Here is a 19,856-nt window from a genome sequence, read left to right as displayed (position 1 = left end):
CTACTTCATGTACGACGTCACGGGCGGGGCGATCGATGAACCTGACGCGGAGACTATGCGCCAGGTCCTGGATGGGCTGACGGACGCTGACGATGAGCATCCGGATGTGTCGTTGTCACATGAGTCGGGCTGGTCCCTCAGTGCGTTCGCCAGTGGCCTGCTGCTCTGGGAGAACACCGAGGACGACTCGGTGGTCCCCGGCGAGATGCACACGGTCAGCCGCGAGGAAGTCCTGCGACTGTTCGGGCTCCTCGCCGCCGGCGACATCGCCGCGATCGAGGTACTGCCGTGGCAGAGGCGACAGGCTACGGGCTCATGTGCGAGGTCGGTGTAGCGGCTTTTTTGGGGTTTCTCCTCACGCGCCTCAAGTGCGGCTCTCGCGCTGGAGCAGGGCCAGTTGCTACGCACCTCGACACGCCACGTCGGTCAGACGAAGCAGCTATTGGAATCAGCACGTGGCATGCAGAAGGCCCCGACCGGTTCGGTCAGTGCCCTTTCGCTGGTGGGCGGCGCGGACGGTTTCGAACAGCCGGCATCCGCTTTGCAAGTTCGCCCAGACGCTTATACCTGCTTGCCCTGCCGCCTCCGCCCGCGACGCCAGGAGCCGAGCATGAACGCTGCTATCCACCCCTGTTGATGTCAGCCATGGACGTCAGCTCCTCGCCCAGCTTCGCCTTGACCACAGGCGCTTCACTCGTCGTCGCTGCGCTCCAGGACCAAGCCCATCGACCCGTCCTCCAGACCATTGCCGTCTTCGAGGTGCAGGTGACTTCCATCGGGAACACCGTCCCCTGCGAGCACAAGGAGATGCCCGGCGAGCGTCCTGAGGCCGGCGGCATTCGCCTCGATGACGACTTCTCCCCCAAGGCCCCTTACCTCGATCCGCGCATCCGCCTCCCATGTGAAGACTTGCGCGACACCATCAGTCACGGCCGTAACTTGCGTGCTCTCAACGGGGGCGCTGTATTCGGAGGTCATGGGGGCCATCATGCCGCCCAGCGCACACTGCTCCGGATGCCCCTTTCGCCCTCGACGCACTCGCGTGGGGCTGGGTCAGGGCGGAGTCGGCAGGTGCCAGTCCACAGATAGGCCGAACTCGAATCTCAGCGTAAGAGCCCTGGTACCGGGCGGACTTCCAGCGGCTCATCCGGCTGATCAGCCCAGCGCCACCGGACGTACCCGTCCAGCGCACGGGACGGAGCTGACCAAGTGCCTGCCGCAAGCGATCCTGGATCTCTCCGGGACCTCTGGTGTGTGCGCAATCGGTTGGATTCGAAACCTTCTGATCCGTGGCTACAGAAGTGGGCCCTGGCATCACGGCTTCAAGCGCAATGATTCCACCCATTTGTTCGGGCGGCCGTCAAAATGGTCCCGTAGCCGATCTTCGATGTGCTCAGGGGTCCAAACGGCAGCCCGCTCCAGCCTCTGGCACTCTTCGAGTGTCGCGGGTGTTTCAGCGCTGGCCCCGGTGACCGGATCGACGTGATAGACGGTGATGTCGCCGCTGAGCGGATCTTGTTTGCTGAACGGATGGACCACGGTCTGTTCCTCGTGGGTCAGGAGCACTACGTCGAGCAGTTCCCAGCCGCTACGACGCCGAAATGCCGCATCCATGACCCAGATCTTGAAGGCAACGGGCATCGCCACGATCTTGATGAGCTCGACAGGCGCTCCAGGCTGGCCGACGAGGTCGTAGAACTCGACGCACACCCCGGTGAGTTGCCTTCCGAAGGCGCATCGGCCATCACCCAAATCGATGCGCACCACCCGTCCGGGGGCTCTGCTGGCGCGAGCCTTAGTGATCTTTCCGTCTCCTGGTGCTGGCTGCTTCACGTGCGGATTATCTCCGTCGGGCCTGCACCCCTCAGCCAAACTCGCCCCCTCCGCCCGCGGCTCCCGGCGGTCGACAACGGCGAAAGGTCGGCTCCGAGACTTTGGGCTGGAGCTGCCATGGGGTGAGTGTTGGAAGACCACGCATGCGGATTCCGACTGACCTGCAGCTTCTCCGAGCTGCGGGGGCAGCAGTGCGTGACCGGCCTTCCCTGTGGCTCCCCCCTCGTTCCGCTCCGACTGGGCACGTGAGGGGCATGCGTGCCAGGCTGCCGGAATGGTGCAATCGCATGCCGCGTGGGAGAAGCGTGTACGGGACCTTGTCGAGTCCCTTACGGGTTCCGACTCAGATCCTGTGCGTGACCACGTGCTCGACTTCCTCAGGGCCGGTGAGCATGGACTCGCCGTCGAAACGTTGGCCGACTGGATCGGGGATCTCGAAAACCCCACGCTCGTTGCGCCATCGTTGAGTAACGCACGACCTGCAGCACCGCGGAGTCGCCCTCTCCCTCCTGAGCCAGCTGGCGCGCGAGCTCCGCGATGCGGCCTACCTGGGGCCGAAGCCGGTCCAGAATCTGGGCAACCTGCTCATCGACCCGCAGGCCCGGTGCTCGACACACGATCTTCCGACGGTGGCAGACCGGCATGGACGGCTCAGCCAGGCGGCTTGCCCGCACTGTTGTCTCGTCTGGTTCGATACCCAGCACCGCGGCCATCTCCTTCGCGGTGGTCCGTTCGCTGGACAGCGCGAAATAGACGTACTGGTTCAGAGGCATCCGCAGACGATAGCTGCCCACCCTCCTGTCGGCACGCTTGAGCAGTCACGCGCACGCCGACACCTGCCTCGTAAGTTCGCCCCCTGGGCCGTGCGAGTTGCTCGGACACCTGCTTGCCGACCGGTTCTGCATCCAGTCCAGGGCGCCGAGATGCGGGGCCGTCTGGCGACGTTGATGTCAGCCGGTGATGTCAGACCGCTGGGTGCTCGTGCGGCAGAGGCTCGCGTACGAATGCGGTACACCGCTCGCCGCAGGCTCCCATGGCCTGGAAGTTCTGACGTGCCTCCGTGAGGCTCAGTCGGCCGTTCGGACCACCTCGAACCTGGTCGGCATCGTGGTCGTCCTGTCCGTCGTCCTCCCAGAAACACACAGGGCAGATGTCGAAGCTGCAACGCTCGTCGAGCGTCAGGAAGCCGCAGCAGGGACAGCGGTACGAGCTGGCCTCGGCCTTCCCCTCACTCCCGGGGCTCAACCGAGCAGCTCCAGTCCGTTCCAGCTGCGTTCGCCGCCCGTCGCCCACGCATCCAGTAGCTGCCGGGCCTCGGTCTCAGGGGCGGCCAGCCAGACAGTCTGTGAGCCGCCGTGTGTCGGCACGCTGGCCTCATCCCAGTCGACCCGCCCCTCGCTGCAGCATGCGCACAGCATGTGGAAGCTGCTCGCCGGCTCGGCGCCGAAGTCCTGCGCGAAGAATGAAGCCACCAAGGCGTCGATGTCGGATGCATTCGCTGCGTTCACGGTCGCATGCAGCGTCGGTAGCGAAGAGGCCTCGAAAAGCAGCAATTCCTCGAACACAGCGGCTCTCTGGCCGTTGTACGTCCGCTCGCCGGTCGGCTCCCCGTCGTGTACAACGATCTCCCCGAAGCGCCGGCCTTTCGTGGCAGGGACGTTCATCACGCGCCCACGCGTCGGGCAGAGCCGCTGGATCCAGACCACCTCGCGCTCGCCGCCCGTGTCCAGCCGTACGCACGCCGGGCCGAAGGTGCCGTTGATCTCCCCCTCGCCCTCTGGCATCGGGATCCCAAAGCCCTCCCAAGCGTCACGGGCGGTCGACCAGTCACGCTGGATCGTGGCAGCGACCCCCAGGTTCCAAAACGCTGGGTCCTGCTCGCCGCGCGGCGAGCGGGCAGCAGCCTCACAGCCGAGTTCGTAGGCTTTTGCCCAGTTGCGGAGAAACTTGTACGCCAGTGCTGCGTCGTACCACCACACCGCACTGGGGCCCTCGTCCGGATAGTGAGCGAGGACCTGCTCGTACAGCTCGGCGGAACGCAGCCACTCCTCCGCATCCCACATCTCGCGAGCTCGTTCCAGCAACCGCTTCGCCTCGGACTTCTCCACGTCCCTGTCCCTCCCTCTGACCAGGGAGGGAGTTTCGCACGACGCCTGAAAGGTTGCTGGAGAGGGGTGTCGAAACGGTTGCGTCCAGGGAGTGGTGTACGGGTTCGACCTGATCCGGGGTCAGCAACGGGGTGGCGGGATTTGGACCCGCAACCTCTTTGTCCCGAAGCAACTCGGGTGGGAGCTCTCCCTTGGGGTGGCAGGCTCCTCACCTGCATTGACGGTCCACATACGTTCGCGCTTGTCCGCCGCTGTTCGTCGGCGTTGTCACGCAGTTAGACACTCACTGCCCCCGCGCTTCCCCTTACTGCCGAACAGGGTCGCTCGCTTGCCTCACATCAGCGTTGAGGGTCTGTCGCACATGATCTACGAACACATGCCGAGCACGTCGGTACAGCGCGGGGACATAGCTGCCGAGTACCATCCCGTCGTCGGTTGGCCACTCGTCGTCTTCCTCACTATGGGACGAGATAAGAAGCACGTCGGCAACATGCTTGAGGCGTTCCACCAGTGGGATGACCGCCTCGGGTGCGTCTAGTGCGACCAGGCTGGCGGCTCTGCCTAAAGCTGTGTGCGAGTCGTTCAGTCTGGTGGCTGCTTCCTCACGAGCTGGGGACCCTGGCGGAAGCGATGCACACCATGACATGCCTACGGCGGCCTTCTCGAACCCGTCTGCTGCTGCAAGAAGATCTACGTAGGCTTGTTTCTGAGCGGTGCGACGCGCCTCGGCGTGTAGGGCGCGAGCGGCTATCTTCGCTGCTTCCACCGCATTATCCGCAGCGCGTCGTGCCGCTCTGGCCTGCAAATATGTCGCTGGAAGTACCAAGGCCGTGACCCCGGCTGCGACTACGGCGGCGATCCCTCCAAGATCCATGAGCCTCATCATGGTGGAAGCTCCGCTGGTTCACCGAGCATATGGGAACACGAAGTTGGTGGAGTCTTAATGGCTCAGTCAAGGGCCTTCGCGCGCCTGTCTCCCTGCGTCCCCGACTGATCGGGCGCGCTTCTGGCACGCATCTGAGGTGATCGCCTCGACCACTCGTCATCCCGGATAGAGGGTTCGCCAGGGGTAGTCGAAGGCTGTGCCCCCGCCGTACTGTGCCGCTGCTGACCTCAGCTCGTCCTCTCCGCGCGAGGTGGTGCGCTGGAGCGTGTGCATGCCGTCGTCTTCTGCCCAGCAGAGATCGTTGGCGATGTAATCGGGGTGCCACTCGCGGACGACCCAGATGAGGTCGAGGTGAGGATTCCGCACCCCGAGACGATCTTCGAGGTGGATTCCGGGACTCACAGCGACCCAGGCCTGCCACGTCGGCTCCGTGGCAGGACAGTCAGCTACCAGAGTCGTTCCGCGCCGAAGAGCGGCTAGGAGCTCTATCGGTTCCAAAGTGGGCTCCGAGCTGGTGGACGGGTATGGAGGACAGCAGGTTAGAGGCGTTGGGCGTCGGCGGCCCAGTGAGATTGGTGGAGTCGAGTCAAGCTGCTGCAGCGGTGGCCGGTGGAGCTGGGGTGAAGAGCCTTCCGTCTCGGAGCAGGGCCCAGAGCACGTTGACGCGTCGGCGGGCGAGGGCGATCACGGCTTGGACGTGTTTGCAGCCTTCGCCGCGCTTCTTCAAGTAGTAGTCGCGGTTGGGGCCTTCGCGGATGATGCTGGTCTGGGCGGACAGGTAGAACACGCGGCGGAGGCGTCGGCTGTAGCGCTTGGGTCGGTGGAGGTTGCCGGTGCGCCGTCCGGAGTCCCTGGGGACGGGCACCAAACCGGCGGCGGACGCGAGGTGACCTGCGTCTGCGAAGGAGACAAGGTCGCCGGCTGCGACGATGAACTCTGCTCCCAGAATAGGGCCCATGCCTGGCAGGGACTCGATGATGTCGGCCTGTGGGTGATTGCGAAAGGCCTCGCGGATCTGCTGGTCAATGTGCTTGATCCGGTCGTCCAGGGCCAGGATCTGAGTGGCGATGGCCGCGACGATGCCGGCGGCGACGTCCTGGCCCGGCAGCGTGGTGTGCTGAGCACCCGCTGCCTGCAGAGCGGTGGTGGCCACCGTCTCAGCATTGCGGACGTGCCTGCCTGCCAGCCAGGCGGTGAGGCGGGCCTGCCCGCGGCGACGGATGGCTGCTGGGGTTTGGTAGCCCGTGAGCAGGATGAGCGCGCCCTTGTGGTCGGCGTATTCGAAGGCTCGTTCCAGAGCGGGGAAGATACCGGTGAGCACATCGCGGAGCCGGTTGAGCAAGCGCACTCGGTCGGCGATCAGGTCGGATCGGTGGGCAGTCAGCAAGGCCAGGTCGGCGGCGAGCTGGGCGGGCACGTCGATGGAGCTGAAGTCGCGCCGCAGGCGAGCTGTGTCGGCGATGACGTAAGCGTCTCGAGCGTCGGTCTTTGCTTCACCGCGGTAGGCACCGGACATGCGGTTGACCGTCCGACCGGGAACGTAGAGGGCCTGCTGGCCATGGGCCGCAAGTAAGCCCAGCAACAGGGCAGATGCCGTCCCGGCGATGTCCACGGCCCACAGAACTTCCTCGGCGAGGTCGAGGATCTCGCCGAGCGCGGTCAGGATGGCGCTTTCGTCGTTGTGGACCTTCCTGCTCCACACCGTCGCGCCGGTACCGTCGACCGCAACCAGCCAATGATGGGCCTTGCCCGCATCGATACCGACCCAGATGCGGGTCAGTTGCTCGATCATGTGTGTCTCCTCGGCTCCAGGCAGCATGACGTCGGTCCGAGGAACACCCCGCCGTCAGCTCCGTAAACAGCGACCGATCGCACATCTCAATCAGCGGCCAAGGCGTCCCGGAGAGTCGGGCGGCCACTCCACCGGAGCCATCTGTGGGCAAGCGGTTTTAGAGCCACACCCGACTCTCCCGGACCGCCGAACAACTTACGGAGCGGCTTTGGGCGGGAGCTGCCATGGGGCGAGAGATCGGGGGCCCGTAAGCTTCCCGCGACTCAGGCAGTCTCTGGACCTGCCCGCAATAGCCCGATGTGGGCCCCCGATCTTCGAGGCTCGCCCCATGGTGGCTGCCTAAAGCCGCGGAACCGGCCGCCCCAGCCCATGCCGGCCTTCTTCTCTTTGTTGGCTCGCGTCGCGCGCGTCCGGCGGCCGGGCGGAGCGGGGCGGAGACAGGAGCGTCGCCCGGCGCCAAGCCGGGCGCGCGGCGAGCGGAGCGAGCCCTTGAACCCGTAGAGAAGGTTTCTACTCACGCACCTCAAGTGCGGCTCTCGCCCTGGAGCAGCGCCAGTTGCTACATGCCTCGACGAGCCACGCCGGCCCGAGTGAGCGAGCGACTGCCGTCACTCACTACCGTCAAAGGCCCCCAACCATGATCGGCTGGGGGCCTTTTCGCTGGTGGGCGCGGACGGTTTCGAACCGCCGACATCTGCTTTGTAAGAGCAGCGCTCTACCCCTGAGCTACGCACCCGTGAATGAGGCAACAGCGTACATGGCGCACCGGTGGGTGCCGCAAACCAGATCCCGGCGGGCGCAGGGGTCAACCCCGTGGTCAACCTCGTGATCAGCCGCGTGGGAGACCCCGCGAAGAGACCCGGCGTGGAGGCCCGCGGGGTACGAGGCGGGGAGCGAGGAGGCCGTCCCCCCTGGGGCCCGAGGGGGAACGTGGTGAGATCGTCGCAGGAATCGCGAACTGACAGGCCCGTGTGTTCGTCCTTACCCAGTGGGAGAATGAACCGGGCAGGGCGGACACGGCACGGGAGAGGGATGTGACGGCGACACACGCGCGGCCGGACGCAGGAGCGAAGGCGAGAGCGGGTGTCGTGCGGGATGTCGTTGCCCTGGTGTTGTTGCCGTTGCCGTTGATCGCCGCCGCGCTGCCTGCCGCCTTCGCCGCCGGAGGTACGCGGCGCTGGTTCGGAGGCCGGGGCGAGAGTCAGCGGGCCGATGCGCAGGCCGCGAAGGACGCGGCGGCCGCCGCCTTCTACGAGCTGGACACGGCGCAGCGCGATCTGCGCATCTCGATCGAGACGATCACGGCGGTGGACAGCTCACCGGGAGCGCGCCGAGTGGTCGAGGACTTCGCCGCGCTCGGGCGGCGGATCGACGAGGTCAGCCATACGTACATCACGGCCGTCGACGCCCACGATCTCGACCGCGATGATCTCGATCCCTCGGTGGCCGCCCAGGCACGTACGCAGCTGACGAAGGCGAAGGACGAGCTGGTCCGGGTCAAGGGTGAGCTCGACCGGTTCGCCCAGGGGCTCGGGCCGCTGCTCGAAACGGCGGAGACCCAGCTGGCCCGGCTCGCGCCCGCGGTGGAGCGGGCGCGGCAGGCGCTGCTCGCCGCGAGCAACGCCCTGGATGCGGCGCGGGCCGCCGGAATGCGGGCGGACGACCTCGCCGCCCGGCTCGCCGCCCTCGCCCCCGAGCTGACCAGGCTCAACGAAGGCGCCGGCCGGCACGGTGTGCCCGAGACCCTGCAGCGCGCGGACCGCGTGGTGCGCGATGCCGAGGCCGTACGGGCCGAGGCCGAGCGGCTCCCGGAGCGCGCGGCCGAGATCGACAAGCGGCTGGTGTCGCTGCGCACCCGCGCCCAGGCCCTCACCACCCGCGCGGACGGCGTGCAGCCCATCCTCAGCGAGCTGCGACGCCGCTTCACCGTGGCTTGCTGGCAGGATCTGCAGCCCGTTCCCGCCCAGGCCGCCGACAACGTCCAGCGCGCCGAGGAGAAGCTCAAGGAGGCGGGCAAGGCGCGCGACGAGCAGCGCTGGCCGGACGCGACCGCCCTCCTCGGCACCGTCCGGGCCCTGCTGAACAGCACGGACGAGGCCGTGTCGGCCGCCGGTGACCGGCTGCGCCGGCTCGATGCCGTGGCCAAGGATCCGGAGCAGGAGATCCAGCGGACCCGTTTCGCGATCCGCGACGCCCAGCGCCTGGCCATGGCGGGCCGCAACACCCCGGACCCGCGTCACGCCCGACCCCTGGACGACTCCGTGGCCCGGCTCGACCGGGCGATCGCCGGTCTCGAGGGCCGCCACCCCGACTACTGGCACTTCCTGACGGAGACCGAAGGCGTACGGCAGACCGTGGCCCGCGTCGTGGACCAGATCCGCAGCGAGCGCGGCGCCGGAGCCTGAGCCTGAGCCTGAGCGGACAGCGAGCCAGGAGAGCACCACCGGCCATGGAGTGGGACGGCCGCCCCATTTGTCGGCGCGTCGGTGCGGGCGGATGCTGTATGGAGGCATGGAGGTACGCACCGCCCGAAGGAGGCCGTTATGGCATCCACGAACGCGTCGCAGCCCGCACAGCCCTCGCAGCAGCCCGGCGGCGGCCTGCACGTCGCCCTGGACGATCATCTGCCTGTCGATCACCGCCTCAGCCAGGTCTACCGCTACGGCGCCGGGATCATGGGGCTGGTGCTGCTGGCCTTCGGGATCCTCGGTCTGACGAACAACATCGGCTTCTTCGACACCGGCAACAACAGCGTCGGGGGCCTCAACACCAACGGCACGCTGAGCGTGCTGTCCATCTGCATCGGACTGCTGCTGTTCGTGGGGATGGTCATCGGCGGAAACTTCGCCTCCACCCTCAACATGGTCCTCGGCATCCTCTTCATCCTCAGCGGCTTCGTGAACCTCGGGATGCTCGATACCGGCGCGAACTTCCTCAACTTCCGGATCCAGAACGTCCTCTTCAGCTTCGTCGTCGGGATCATGCTGATGTGGTTCGGGATGTACGGACGGGTGAGCAGCACGCTGCCCCACGACAACCCGTACTGGAAGGCCCGCCACCCGGACGAGGCCGCGCAGGAGCAGCGGGCGCGTGAGGCACGCGCGGCGCAGGCGCGCGGAGCCGTCTCGGACGGCCGGAGCTGACCGGCCGCAGCTGACCAGCCGACGCGGACCGGCGCCCTGACGGTAGGAGCTGATGGCCGGAGCTGACGGCCTGAGCCGGAACTGACGTCCACGGCTGAGCCACGGTTAATCTGTGTGCATGCCCCGTTACGAGTACCGCTGCCGCTCCTGCGACGACACCTTCGAGCTGAGCCGGCCCATGGCCGAGTCCTCCGCCCCGGCCACCTGCCCCGCCGGGCACGACGACACGGTGAAGCTGCTGTCCGCCGTGGCCGTGGGCGGTACGAGCACGGGCCCCGCCCCCGCGTCGGCCTCCGGCGGCGGCGGTGGCGGTTGCTGCGGCGGGGGCTGCTGCGGCTGAGCCGCGCCCGAGCCCCGCACGGGCCTGGGGGCCAAAGACCCCCAGGTCCCGAGGATCCAACGGCAGCCCCAAAGGGCCGTCGACCCCGGCCCCAGAACCTGCATTGACCTGCTCTGCCCTGGCCAGCCAGGCCATGGATCCCGGGCCCAGAACCCGGCCTGCCCCGCCCCGCCCTGGCCTGCCCCTGGGCCACGCACCGCCGTCACCGCCGGCCACGCACCGCCGCCCCCTACCGGCCACGCACCGCCTGCCCCTGCACTCGGCCCCGTACCGCCGCCCCGCCAGGGGCCTACGGCCTCCTCCACCGGCCACGCACCGCCGCCCCCGCCGGCCACGCACCACCCCCGCTACGTCTCCAGGTACCGCAGCACCGCCAGCACCCGGCGGCTGTAGCCCGCCGCCGACTCCCCCGTCAGCCCCAGCTTGTCGAAGATCGCGTTGATGTGTTTCTCCACCGCGCTCTGCGACACGTGTAAGCGCGCCGCGATCGCCGCGTTCGTGTGCCCCTGAGCCATCTCGGCGAGCACCTCCCCCTCGCGCCCGGTCAGCCGCGCCAGCGGGTCCGTGTGGGTGCTGCGCACCAGGAGCCCGCGTACGACCTCGGGGTCGAAGGCGGCCTGCCCGTCGCCCACCCGTTCGAGCGCGTCGAGGAACTCGTCGACCTGGGCCACCCGGTCCTTCAGCAGATAGCCGACACCTCCTGAGTGCGCCGAGGGGTCCGCGGTCAGCAGCTCGGTCGCGTACCGCCGCTCCACGTACTGCGACAGCACCAGCACCCCCACCTCCGGCCAGCGGCGCCGGATCTCCAGGGCGGCACGGAGTCCCTCGTCGGTGTGCGAGGGCGGCATCCGTACGTCGGCGACCACCACGTCCGGCCGCTCGGCGACGACGGCCGCCAGGAGCAGGTCCGCGTCGCCGACCGCCGCCAGTACGTCGTGGCCCTCCTCGGCGAGCAGCCGTACGAGCCCCTCCCGCAGCAGGGTCGAGTCCTCGGCAAGGATCACGCGCATGGCAGCTCCGCGGTGACGACGGTGGGTCCGCCGGGCGGGCTGTGCACCGCGAACCGGCCGTCGAGGGCGGCGACCCGGCTCGCCAGCCCCGTGAGTCCGCCGCCGGACGGGTCCGCGCCGCCGCGGCCGTCGTCCTCGACGCGCAGTCGCAGCGGGCCCGCCGCACGGTCCCGGGTGAGGCTGACGCCGATCCGGGTGGCTCCCGAGTGCTTCACGACATTGGTGACGGCCTCGGAGACGACGAAGTAGGCGACGGTCTGCACCGTCCGCGCCAGCGGCGCCGTGCCGGCCACGGTGTAGTCCAGTGCCAGCGGCAGCGGTGTGCGTTCGGCGACCGTCTCCAGCGCGGCCCGCAGCCCCGCCTCGTCGAGGACGGTCGGGTGGATGCGCCAGGCCACGTCGCGGAGTTCGGCGAGGCCCGGCGGCTCTCGTCATGGGCCTGGAGCAGCAGGCGGTCCGCGCGTTCGGGGTCACGGCTGCGGCGGGCGCGGCCGAGCAGCATGCCGAGGGCGACGAGCCGTTGCTGCACGCCGTCGTGCAGGTCGCGTTCGATACGGCGGCGTTCGTCGTCGACCGCGGCCATGACCTCGGCGCGGGTGGTGGCCAGTTGGACGATCCGCCGCTCCAGCTCGTCCTGATGGCTCGGGCCCAGGAAGTGCCGGGCCAGATGGCCTTCGAGGAGCGCCACCCCGAAGATGCCCTGGGCGGCGAGGAAGAGCAGCAGGAGGCCGGCGAGGCTGCTCAGCGCCACGAGGCCGAGGTAGTTGATGGGAGCGACCAGCCAGCCCCAGAGGATGAAGCTGCCGTAGGCCACGCCGGTGAGGGCGCAGCCGAGCACGACTCCGCCGAGCAGGCCCAGCGGCCAGCGCGCGAGGAGGTAGCGGGTGCCGCGGCCGTCCTCGTACGCCGCCGCGAGCGTCACGGCGAGGAAGCGGCGCAGGCGCCGCCGTTCCAGCTCCGTCAGCCGGCCCGCCACCGCGCCCACCGGCCGCAGCACCGCGCGCCGGCCGCGCGGCCAGGCGAGTACGGGAAGCAGCGCCAGGCCCGCGAACAGGGCGAAGACCAGCTCGGCCACGGCGGTGACCGTCCCGAGGGCGAGCCCGGCCGCGTACCACACCCCTCGTACGGCTATGTCCTTCATGATCGGCCACGCTAACGGGCCGTCCCTCCCGCGCACACTGCGGAAAGCCGCAGGATTGCCGTGCGGACGCCCTCAGTGAGGTGTGCGGCCGTCTTCAGGGTGCCTTCAGCTACGGGTTCCTAACGTGGCGGCCATGGATGCGAGCAGCGTTGAGAGCAGCGCACCGGGCTGGATCAACAGCCTCATGGACACCCTCGGGGCGCCCGGCGCGGGGATCGCCGTCGCCCTGGAGAACCTCTTCCCGCCGCTGCCCAGCGAAGTGATCCTGCCGCTGGCCGGCTTCGCCGCCGCGACCGGACGGATGGACCTGCTCGACGCGGTGCTGTGGACCACGCTCGGTTCGGTGGTGGGCGCGCTCGCGCTGTACGGGGTCGGGGCGCTGCTCGGCCGGGACCGTACGGTCGCGATCGCGGCACGCCTGCCGCTGGTGAAGGCGACGGACATCGAACGCACCGAGGCCTGGTTCGCTCGCCACGGTACGAAGGCGGTCTTCCTCGGCCGGATGATCCCCGTCTTCCGCAGCCTGATCTCCGTACCGGCGGGGATCGAGCGCATGCCGCTGCCGGTGTTCCTGGGACTCACCGCGCTGGGCAGCGCCCTGTGGAACACGGCGTTCGTCCTCGCCGGGTACGCCCTCGGGGACAACTGGTCCGAGGTGACGGGCTACGTCGACGCCTACGCGAAGGTGGTGCTGGTGTCCGCCCTGGCCGCGGTCGTGCTGTTCGTGACGCTACGGCTGCTGCGTCCGGGGCGGGGAGCGCGGCGGGGCTAGGAGGTGTCCGGCGGGTCTTGCCGGGCTCGCCGGACACCCTCCGGGTCCACAACTGACGGACGTTGCCGACTCGACAGGACCTGGCCGCCCGGACGGACGTTGCTGACAGGACCTGGCCGTCCGGACCACACGGCCCCTACAGCGCGACCGGGGCCCCCGTACCGCCCGGTGCCGGTACGGTCGCGCGCACCGGGCCGGCGGGCGCCGCGGAGGCTTCGGTCACCGTCGCGGTGAACCGGCGCAGGATCTCCTCGCCCGCTGCGACGCCGCGCTCGGCGAGCGCGGTGACATGCGGCGGCGACCAGTCCGTGTCGGCGAGTTCGCCGTGCCCGGGACGCCAGGCGTGGTCCGCGGTCAGCAGCAGATCGGCGTCCAGGAGCGAATCGCCCGCCGCGAGGACCCGCTCGGCACCGGTGCGCCGGACGAGTTCGTGGACCGCCGCGCTCTTGGTGAGCGGCTTCGGGACGGCGTAGATCTTGCGGCCCTGCAGGGAGACCGTCCAGCCCTTCGTCCCCGCCCACTCCGCCAGCTCCTGCGTCCAGCCGTCGGGCAGCAGCGAACGCTCCACGACGAGATACGCGAAGAGGTCCTCGGCGACCCGCTCCTTGAGCAGCCACGCCGGGTCGGCCGCCGCGAGCAGATGCGCGCGGACCTCGTCGAGCGAGGCGCACTCGTCGGCGAGCCGGGCCGCGACCACGCGCTGCCAGTCGCGGTCGGACTCGCCGTCGACCAGCAGATGCCCGCCGTTGGCGCAGATGGCGAACCGCGGGGCGGGGCCCGGCAGATGGATCCTCCCGTACTGCTCACGGGTGCGGGTCGTGGTCGGTACGAAGGTGGCCGATCGGGCCAGGCCGGCGAGCAGCGCGGCGGCGGTTTCCGTCATGTACGACAGGGGCTTGCGCTCGTACACCTCGACGCACAGCAGCCGGGGCGCCTGCGCGTCGGGCATCGGCAGTTGCAGGGCGGCGGCCGAATAGATGAGCGTCCGGTCGAGATCGCTGGCGATCAGGGAGAGGGAGGTCGAGGTCACGGCGTGGCCACCGCCTTGCCGTCGGCGCCGGTCGCCCCGCGCGTGAACCGGGGGTGGATCAGGCCGACGCAGCTGTAGGGCAGGTCGTCGACCTCCTCGACGGGGACGCCGCGCTGCGCGGCCAGCAGCCGTACGTGGTCGAGGTCGGCGCCCGCGCCGCGCTTGGCGAGGATCTTCCAGGGGACGCGGCGCAGCAGGACCCGGGTGGTCTCGCCGACGCCGGGCTTGACCAGGTTAACGTCGTGGATGCCGTACTCCTCGCTGATCCGCTCCACCGCGGCCCAGCCGACCCAGGTGGGTGCCCGGTCCGCCGACAGCAGCTCCTTCACGTCGGTGTCGACGGCGTCGGCGACGTCGTCGAAGCGGGCCGCGACGGTGTCCAGGAAGTGTCCGGAGACGTCGGCTCCGGCCAGCTCGCGGTAGAACTTCGCGCCGTGGAAGTCGGACGGGCCGACCAGGTCGGTGCGCAGGACGGTGCGGGAGATCAGCCCGGAGACGGTGGAGTTGAGGCAGGCGGAGGGGATGAGGAAGTCCTCGCGGGTGCCGTACGTACGGACACAGCCGCCCGGGTCGGCGAGGACCGCGATCTCGGGGTCGAAGCCGTCGAACTCCGCGACGGCGGCCGCCAGTTCGCGGGTGATGGCGCCCTTGCCCGTCCAGCCGTCGACGAACACGACGTCGGCGGGGTCGTGGTGGGCGGCGAGCCAGCGCAGCGCGTTGGCGTCGATGCCGCGGCCGCGGACGATCGAGACGGCGTAGTGCGGCAGGTCCAGGCCGTGGCGGTGCTGGGCCCAGCGGCGCATGAGTACGCCGACGGGGGTGCCGGCTCGGGCGAGCGAGACCAGGACGGGGCGCGGGTGGGGGTCCGCTGCGCGCCGGCCACGGCGCAGGGGGAGTTCGGCGAGGACCGTGTCGGTGACGGCGCCGACGGCACGGGCGATGCGGGCGGCCGAGGTGTCGAGCGCGGCGTGGAACAGCTCCTGATACTGCGCGCTGGGCTGGTACTCGACGGGCAGGGACTCGGCGTAGTGCGCGCCACCGCTCTGTATCGCCTCCTCGCGCTCCTCGGTGGGTGCTTCGAGTTCGACGTCCGAGAGGTCCTGGAGCAGCCAGCCGACCTCTTCGGGCGCGTACGAGGAGAAGCCGGGTCCGCGGAGCGGCTCGGGCAGCATGGGTTCCCTTCCGGGGACGTGCATGGGTTCCCTTCCGGGGACGTGACTGGGTTCCCTTCCGGGGACATGGCTGGGGAGGACCGCGAGCACGACGTGCGGTACGTGTGCGGCAAGCTGCGCGAGCAGTCCGTCCGGGGCGTGCAGCGAGGGGGTGTCCGCGGTCGAGTCCACGACGGCCACGACCGCGTCGAAGCCGCTGCCGGTGACGTTGTACGCGTACCGGTCGCCGGGGCCGTCGGCCGGATCGTCGTGGGCCGGGAAGACGAGCCGGTTGCGTATCGCGTAGCCGGGGTCGTCCACGGCGAGCACGGGTGAGCGGGTCGTCGTCGAATAGCGCACCTCGACCTCGTGCGCGGTCGCAGCCCGCTCCAGCTCGAGGGCGAGCCGCAACGGCGCGTACATCAGCTCCTCGCAGCCGAGCACGAGGACCCGCTGCGGCGTGGCCCTCCCCTCCGGGGTCCCGAGGGCCTCGGCGAGGCGCCGCGCCATACGGGGCAGGGCCGCCTCCAGCTCGACGCGGTGCGCCGGGGTGAAGCCGTGCCGTCCGCCGTCGGGGACGCCCGCGGGCCAGTCGAGCTCGACGCGCACGACGCCCCGGCCCGGCGCCGCGTCGCCCGCGTCACCCGCATCGCCCGCGTCACCCGCGGCGGTGCCACGCGAGGAAGCGGTCTCAGGGGACTCGGTCCCCGAGGGCGTGGTCTCGTGGTGGGCCACCAGGGCCTGGCCCTTCTCCAGGACTCCGTCCGGGAGACGGACCGTTCCGCCCGCCGTCGCCACCAGATCGATCCGGGCGTCGATCTCCCGGGCGAAGACCTCCAGGCGGCCCAGATCGGCCGGCGAGCGCATGTCGACCAGGGCGACGACCACGTACCGCTTGCGGGGGTGGCGCTCATGGAGGTCGCGGATGGTGTTCAGGACGGTGTTCCCGGTGGAGAACTCGTCGTCCACGAGCACCAGCGGGCCCTCGCCGGCCAGCAGCTTCGGGTCCTCGGGGAGCAGCAGGTGGGAGGTGGCGTGGGAGTGGGACTCCTCGAAGCCGCCGGCGGGGTCGACGCCGTCGACGGGGCGGCGCGTGGAGTGCAGGTACGGCGCGAGGCCCAGGCCGTCGGCGACCGAGTGGCCGAGGCCGGTCGCGGTCTCCGCGTAGCCGAGGACGACGGCGCGCGCCGCCTCCTCGCTGCCCAGCAGCTCCCGTACCCGCTCACCGAGCGCGAAGCCGTGGCCGTACACGACGGAAGGTTTCTGCGGCACGTGCTTGCCGAGGACGTGGGACACCAGCAGATGGGCCCGCTTCGGGTTGCGCCGCAGGGCCAGGCCCAGCAGCTCTTTCAGCCCGTCGTCGCCGACGAGCTCCACGCCCAGTCGCTGGGAGACCCAGCTGCCCGACCACTCCACTGCTTCTGTTTCCTCCGTCATCAGCCTGCCAGACCCGCGGTCAGCAGCTCCACGAAGCCGACGTCCTCGCGGGCGACCCCGAACGCCTCGGCGCGCTGCATGGTGCGCTCCGCCCAGGCGCGGTGCGGCTTCACCTCGTTCATCTTGTTCGTGTACGCCGAACGCATCACGCCTCCTCCTCCCCGCTCCGGGCGAAGGATGTCCTGCGCGTCGCTGAACTCCTCGTGACTGACGACCGACAGTGCGTGGACGGGCAGCACATGGGAGGGGTGGATGCAGGTCTTGCCGAGCAGTCCGTTGGCACGGTCGAGCTCGATCTCCCGCAGCAGCCCGTCGAGGTCGTGCTCGATCAGTGTCGTACGCAGCTTCTCGGCCCGTACCTCCAGGAAGGGACTGCGGCGCAGCTGCGGCTTGAAGATGCGCTCCTGGTGCCTGAAATACTCCCAGACCGGGCCGGTGATGGTGAATCCGGTGCCGTCGGAGCGGCCGAGGACATTGACCACGTCCGCGATCACATGGGCCACGATCTGGACGTCGTACGCCGTCATGTCGGGCGAGCGGCGCAGTCCGTACGCCGAGCAGAAGTCCGTGACGCCGAGACGGAGCGCCAGGATCCGGTCACGGTGGGTGCCGACCGTGCGGGCGATGCCGCTCAGCGTCTCGCGCCGGGTCTCCAGGTGGAGCAGCTCGGGCGATTCGAGCACCGGCATCGCATACAGTCTGCGGCCGCTCGCCGCCTCCGCCGCCGCCACGGCCGCCAGGAAGGCGCCGCCGCGCTCCTCGGTGAACTTGGGGAGTACGAATCCGGACAGCAGCCGGCTCGTGTCGCCGAGGCGCCGGACGAGGTCCTCGATCTGGCCGGGTTCCCGCACGCGGACGAAGAGCAGCGGCACCTCGCCGCCGCGGGCGTCGAGCTCGGCGAACTGACGGACCAGGTTCTCCTCGGCGCCGGAGACCTCGGCGTCGTCGATGGAATCCTCCAGGCAGAGCACCATGGAGACGACTCCGCGCGCGGCCTGCTTGATCACGTCGTCCGCGAGACGCGGCCGGGTCGCGGGACTGTAGAGCGTGGCGCCGAGGGCGACGGAGAGCGCGCTCGCAGGAGAGCCGGCGTCGAATTCCGCCGGCTCCTGATGGAACAGTTCCTTCCGGGCAGTGGCCGGGATATGCCCGAAATGTCGCATCCGAATCCCCCGTACTGCCTTTGCGGCCCTGTGGTTGAGGTGGCCGGTAATAGTACGTAGGGACAGGTGTCAAGAGTTCCCCAGGTGTATGAAATCCAGGTAACTCGTGCGCTTCGTCCCCGACTCAGACTGCCCTGTGCCGCCCCGGGACATGCCCGGTCGACCCCGCGTTGTCCGCAGGGGGCGCGGGAAGGCAGGATGACGGGCATGACGCACGCGATGCTCAAGGGCTCCAACGTTCCGCTCGGAGCGACCGCGCTCCGGGCCGTTCTGCGCTGGACCCCCGGCGCCGGGGTGCCTGACGTGGACGCGTCCGCCCTGCTGCTGGGCACCGACGGCCGTGTGCGGTCCGACGAGGACTTCGTCTTCTACAACCAGCCCCGGCACCCGTCCGGGCTGGTGCGGCTGCTGCCCAAGAAGCACACCTCCGAGGGGTTCACGGACACGGTCCAGGCGGACGTCGGCTCGCTGGACGCGTCGGTCGACCAGGTGGTGCTCGCGGCGTCCTCCGACGGCGGCACCTTCTCGGGCGTGCGTGACCTGCGCATCATGATCTACGACGCCGCGACGACGGACGGCGAGCCGCTGGCCTCGTTCGACGTCCGCGCGGAGACGGGCGAGGAGACCGCGGTCATCTGCGGCGAGCTGTACCGGCGCGGCGACGGCTGGAAGTTCCGCGCGGTGGGTCAGGGCTATCCGACGGGGCTGATCGGTCTTGCTACGGCCTTCGGCATCTCGGTGGACGACAGCGAGCCGTCCGGCACCCCGGCGGAAGGAGCGGCCACGGCTCCCGCCGCGCCCACCGTCTCCGCGCCGCTGCCGCAGGCCCAGCCTCAGCCGCAGGCCCAGCCCGCGTACGGCTACCCTCAGCCGGCCTCGCCGACTGCCCAGCCCGCCTACGGCTATCCCCAGCCCACATCCCCGGCGACGCAGCCGGCGTACGGCTATCCGCAGCCGGCGGCCGCCGCCACGGACCCGCAGACCGGGTACGGCTACCCGCAGCCCGCCGCCGCGGCCGCACCCGCTCCGGACCCGAACTTCCGGCTGCCTCCGATGGGCCCCCAGTTCATCCGGCAGTAGTCCGCGCGGTCCTTCCGCAGCAGACAGCAGGTGGCAGTCGGCAGGCGGCGGGCAGGCAGCAGACGGCAGAGACGGGAGCCGCTCAGGCCTTGGTCTTGTAGCCGCGGCCCCACTGCAGCCCCCAGCCGTACAGCCGGTCCAGCTCGGCCTGGAAGCCGTACACGAACTTGACCTCGCGGCGCACGACCAGCTCGCCCTTGACGTTCTCCACCATGAAGACCGCGCAGGAGCGGGCCTGCGGTGCCCGTTCGTCCAGCTCGATCTCCACCCGCGGCCCGTTGCTCGGGTAGAGCGTCACCTTCGCGTGCGTACGGTCGAACGCCGGCGTCCGGTCGTAGATGTAGACGAAGAACAGCAGCCGCTTGATCGAATCGCGGTGGTCGAGATTGACGAACAGCGTCTCGCCGGACGGCGCGCCGAACCGGTCGTCGCCGCTGAGCCGGACGAACGGCGGCTCGTTGAGGCTGCCGAAGAAGCTGCCGAGGGGCTGCACCACGCCCTTGCTGCCGTCCGTCAGCTCGTAGAGACAGCCGAGGTCGAGGTCCACGTTGACGACGCCCTGGGTGTGCGCCTGGACGACCTCGGGCCGGAAGAGCTTCGACGGATGACGCAGCAGCCGGCCGCTCTGCCGGGACCGGCCCTCGATGTCGGACGTCCGCATCCGCCAGGAGAGGTTGACCCGGAGGTTTCCGGTGGCGGCGCCCTGCTTGCTGAGCGAGACCTGCGGGCGCCGCTTGGTCAGCTGGATGGAGTTCGTCGAGGCGCTGCCCGAGTCGAACTGCGCGTCCCTGCCGCGCCACAAACCGTCCCAGAAGGCCATGTCCCCCACCTCTGCCTGCGCCGGCCCTCCCGGAGCCGGTCCCGATCACCCCTCGCGCGGTCCCGGTGACGGCCTCGTCCCGGTAACCGCGCGGGGCGGCCCGGAGACCGTCTGCCTCCTGGCCGCCCCGCTCAGAGCGTTCCTCAAACC

At 69.7% G+C, this 19,856-nt stretch carries 18 protein-coding genes, 1 tRNA gene and 2 pseudogenes; 7 read left to right on the top strand and 14 right to left on the bottom strand.

Annotated elements, in window-relative coordinates; translation table 11 throughout:
* Positions 1 to 7 precede the first annotated feature (7 nt).
* A complete protein-coding gene (locus ACIQMR_RS01120) occupies positions 8 to 334 on the top strand; it encodes a hypothetical protein (RefSeq protein WP_401381417.1) in 327 nt (108 codons plus the stop codon).
* Between the two features lie 356 nt (positions 335 to 690).
* Here the strand turns inward: ACIQMR_RS01120 and ACIQMR_RS01115 are convergent, their stop codons facing one another.
* A complete protein-coding gene (locus tag ACIQMR_RS01115) occupies positions 691 to 978 on the bottom strand; it encodes a hypothetical protein (protein ID WP_401381415.1) in 288 nt (95 codons plus the stop codon).
* A 336-nt stretch (positions 979 to 1,314) separates the two neighbouring features.
* Positions 1,315 to 1,833: an Imm26 family immunity protein gene (locus tag ACIQMR_RS01110; RefSeq protein ID WP_401381414.1), complete on the bottom strand. Its 519-nt coding sequence runs from the start codon at positions 1,831 to 1,833 to the stop codon at positions 1,315 to 1,317.
* Between the two features lie 274 nt (positions 1,834 to 2,107).
* Here ACIQMR_RS01110 and ACIQMR_RS01105 point away from each other — a divergent pair.
* A pseudogene (locus tag ACIQMR_RS01105) lies at positions 2,108 to 2,209 on the top strand (hypothetical protein); the annotation flags it as partial.
* Between the two features lies 1 nt (position 2,210).
* Here ACIQMR_RS01105 and ACIQMR_RS01100 read toward each other — a convergent pair.
* The 6 genes from ACIQMR_RS01100 to ACIQMR_RS01075 all read right to left on the bottom strand — a co-directional run bounded on the left by ACIQMR_RS01100 (position 2,211) and on the right by ACIQMR_RS01075 (position 7,355).
* Complete coding sequence (locus tag ACIQMR_RS01100) at positions 2,211 to 2,606, bottom strand: DUF4279 domain-containing protein (protein WP_401381411.1); 396 nt, start codon at positions 2,604 to 2,606, stop codon at positions 2,211 to 2,213.
* Between the two features lie 190 nt (positions 2,607 to 2,796).
* On the bottom strand, positions 2,797 to 3,126 hold the full coding sequence (locus tag ACIQMR_RS01095) for a CPCC family cysteine-rich protein (RefSeq protein ID WP_401381409.1): 330 nt from the start codon (positions 3,124 to 3,126) through the stop codon (positions 2,797 to 2,799).
* Positions 3,075 to 3,941: a tetratricopeptide repeat protein gene (locus ACIQMR_RS01090; protein WP_401381407.1), complete on the bottom strand. Its 867-nt coding sequence runs from the start codon at positions 3,939 to 3,941 to the stop codon at positions 3,075 to 3,077. Before ACIQMR_RS01090 ends, ACIQMR_RS01095 begins: the two co-directional genes overlap by 52 nt.
* Before the next feature lie 1,042 nt (positions 3,942 to 4,983).
* Positions 4,984 to 5,193 (bottom strand): hypothetical protein, encoded by a 210-nt coding sequence (locus tag ACIQMR_RS01085; RefSeq protein ID WP_401381404.1) that lies wholly within the window; start codon positions 5,191 to 5,193, stop codon positions 4,984 to 4,986.
* 220 nt (positions 5,194 to 5,413) lie between these two features.
* The gene (locus ACIQMR_RS01080; RefSeq protein WP_401381402.1) at positions 5,414 to 6,619 is read right to left on the bottom strand and encodes an IS110 family transposase; all 1,206 of its coding nucleotides are present in this window, start codon (positions 6,617 to 6,619) and stop codon (positions 5,414 to 5,416) included.
* Positions 6,620 to 7,280: 661 nt separating this feature from the next.
* A tRNA-Val gene (locus ACIQMR_RS01075) sits at positions 7,281 to 7,355 on the bottom strand.
* A gap of 298 nt (positions 7,356 to 7,653) precedes the next feature.
* Between ACIQMR_RS01075 and ACIQMR_RS01070 the strand changes: the two genes are divergently transcribed.
* The 3 genes from ACIQMR_RS01070 to ACIQMR_RS01060 all read left to right on the top strand — a co-directional run bounded on the left by ACIQMR_RS01070 (position 7,654) and on the right by ACIQMR_RS01060 (position 10,102).
* Positions 7,654 to 9,024 carry a hypothetical protein gene (locus ACIQMR_RS01070; protein ID WP_401381401.1) on the top strand — a complete coding sequence of 457 codons (1,371 nt, stop codon included), beginning with the start codon at positions 7,654 to 7,656 and terminating at the stop codon, positions 9,022 to 9,024.
* 138 nt (positions 9,025 to 9,162) lie between these two features.
* Positions 9,163 to 9,762, top strand: a complete 600-nt coding sequence (locus ACIQMR_RS01065; RefSeq protein WP_401381399.1) for a DUF4383 domain-containing protein — start codon at positions 9,163 to 9,165, stop codon at positions 9,760 to 9,762.
* Between the two features lie 118 nt (positions 9,763 to 9,880).
* A complete protein-coding gene (locus ACIQMR_RS01060) occupies positions 9,881 to 10,102 on the top strand; it encodes a zinc ribbon domain-containing protein (RefSeq protein ID WP_328725148.1) in 222 nt (73 codons plus the stop codon).
* A gap of 347 nt (positions 10,103 to 10,449) precedes the next feature.
* Here ACIQMR_RS01060 and ACIQMR_RS01055 read toward each other — a convergent pair whose 3' ends face one another.
* A complete protein-coding gene (locus ACIQMR_RS01055; RefSeq protein WP_401381396.1) occupies positions 10,450 to 11,112 on the bottom strand; it encodes a response regulator in 663 nt (220 codons plus the stop codon).
* Positions 11,103 to 12,253: pseudogene (locus tag ACIQMR_RS01050) on the bottom strand (sensor histidine kinase). The gene ACIQMR_RS01055 and the pseudogene ACIQMR_RS01050 overlap by 10 nt, the downstream one beginning before the upstream one ends.
* A 133-nt stretch (positions 12,254 to 12,386) precedes the next feature.
* Between ACIQMR_RS01050 and ACIQMR_RS01045 the strand changes: the two are divergent.
* Complete coding sequence (locus ACIQMR_RS01045) at positions 12,387 to 13,025, top strand: DedA family protein (RefSeq protein WP_401381394.1); 639 nt, start codon at positions 12,387 to 12,389, stop codon at positions 13,023 to 13,025.
* Positions 13,026 to 13,161: 136 nt separating this feature from the next.
* On the opposite strand, the gene ACIQMR_RS01040 is transcribed toward ACIQMR_RS01045, so the two are convergent.
* The 3 genes from ACIQMR_RS01040 to ACIQMR_RS01030 are packed head-to-tail and all read right to left on the bottom strand — an operon-like array spanning position 13,162 to position 17,806.
* Positions 13,162 to 14,055, bottom strand: coding sequence for an HAD family hydrolase (locus tag ACIQMR_RS01040; protein WP_401381392.1), 894 nt, complete (start codon positions 14,053 to 14,055; stop codon positions 13,162 to 13,164).
* Positions 14,052 to 16,643, bottom strand: a complete 2,592-nt coding sequence (locus tag ACIQMR_RS01035) for a phosphoribosyltransferase (RefSeq protein ID WP_401381389.1) — start codon at positions 16,641 to 16,643, stop codon at positions 14,052 to 14,054. Before ACIQMR_RS01035 ends, ACIQMR_RS01040 begins: the two co-directional genes overlap by 4 nt.
* Positions 16,643 to 17,806, bottom strand: coding sequence for an HpcH/HpaI aldolase/citrate lyase family protein (locus ACIQMR_RS01030; RefSeq protein WP_401381386.1), 1,164 nt, complete (start codon positions 17,804 to 17,806; stop codon positions 16,643 to 16,645). The genes ACIQMR_RS01035 and ACIQMR_RS01030 overlap by 1 nt, the downstream gene beginning before the upstream one ends.
* A gap of 207 nt (positions 17,807 to 18,013) precedes the next feature.
* Between ACIQMR_RS01030 and ACIQMR_RS01025 the strand changes: the two genes are divergently transcribed.
* Positions 18,014 to 18,886 carry a TerD family protein gene (locus ACIQMR_RS01025; protein WP_401381384.1) on the top strand — a complete coding sequence of 291 codons (873 nt, stop codon included), beginning with the start codon at positions 18,014 to 18,016 and terminating at the stop codon, positions 18,884 to 18,886.
* A gap of 82 nt (positions 18,887 to 18,968) precedes the next feature.
* On the opposite strand, the gene ACIQMR_RS01020 is transcribed toward ACIQMR_RS01025, so the two are convergent.
* A complete protein-coding gene (locus tag ACIQMR_RS01020; protein WP_266374434.1) occupies positions 18,969 to 19,706 on the bottom strand; it encodes a Tellurium resistance in 738 nt (245 codons plus the stop codon).
* Positions 19,707 to 19,856: the final 150 nt, after the last annotated feature.

The sequence above is a fragment of the Streptomyces sp. NPDC091376 genome (assembly GCF_044757085.1).
GTDB classification, from domain to species: domain Bacteria; phylum Actinomycetota; class Actinomycetes; order Streptomycetales; family Streptomycetaceae; genus Streptomyces; species Streptomyces pratisoli.
The sequence above is the reverse complement of the archived record's forward strand: the minus strand, read 5'-3'. Positions and strand labels throughout refer to the sequence as shown.

Excerpts from the sequence above, each read along its gene's own strand:
- ACIQMR_RS01120 (WP_401381417.1), top strand. The coding sequence starts at position 8 with ATGTACGACGTCACGGGCGGGGCGATCGATGAACCTGACGCGGAGACT.
- ACIQMR_RS01115 (WP_401381415.1), bottom strand. The coding sequence starts at position 978 with ATGACCTCCGAATACAGCGCCCCCGTTGAGAGCACGCAAGTTACGGCC.
- ACIQMR_RS01100 (WP_401381411.1), bottom strand. The coding sequence starts at position 2,606 with ATGCCTCTGAACCAGTACGTCTATTTCGCGCTGTCCAGCGAACGGACC.
- ACIQMR_RS01080 (WP_401381402.1), bottom strand. The coding sequence starts at position 6,619 with ATGATCGAGCAACTGACCCGCATCTGGGTCGGTATCGATGCGGGCAAG.
- ACIQMR_RS01065 (WP_401381399.1), top strand. The coding sequence starts at position 9,163 with ATGGCATCCACGAACGCGTCGCAGCCCGCACAGCCCTCGCAGCAGCCC.
- ACIQMR_RS01060 (WP_328725148.1), top strand. The coding sequence starts at position 9,881 with ATGCCCCGTTACGAGTACCGCTGCCGCTCCTGCGACGACACCTTCGAG.
- ACIQMR_RS01055 (WP_401381396.1), bottom strand. The coding sequence starts at position 11,112 with ATGCGCGTGATCCTTGCCGAGGACTCGACCCTGCTGCGGGAGGGGCTC.
- ACIQMR_RS01045 (WP_401381394.1), top strand. The coding sequence starts at position 12,387 with ATGGATGCGAGCAGCGTTGAGAGCAGCGCACCGGGCTGGATCAACAGC.
- ACIQMR_RS01035 (WP_401381389.1), bottom strand. The coding sequence starts at position 16,643 with ATGACGGAGGAAACAGAAGCAGTGGAGTGGTCGGGCAGCTGGGTCTCC.
- ACIQMR_RS01030 (WP_401381386.1), bottom strand. The coding sequence starts at position 17,806 with ATGCGACATTTCGGGCATATCCCGGCCACTGCCCGGAAGGAACTGTTC.
- ACIQMR_RS01025 (WP_401381384.1), top strand. The coding sequence starts at position 18,014 with ATGACGCACGCGATGCTCAAGGGCTCCAACGTTCCGCTCGGAGCGACC.
- ACIQMR_RS01020 (WP_266374434.1), bottom strand. The coding sequence starts at position 19,706 with ATGGCCTTCTGGGACGGTTTGTGGCGCGGCAGGGACGCGCAGTTCGAC.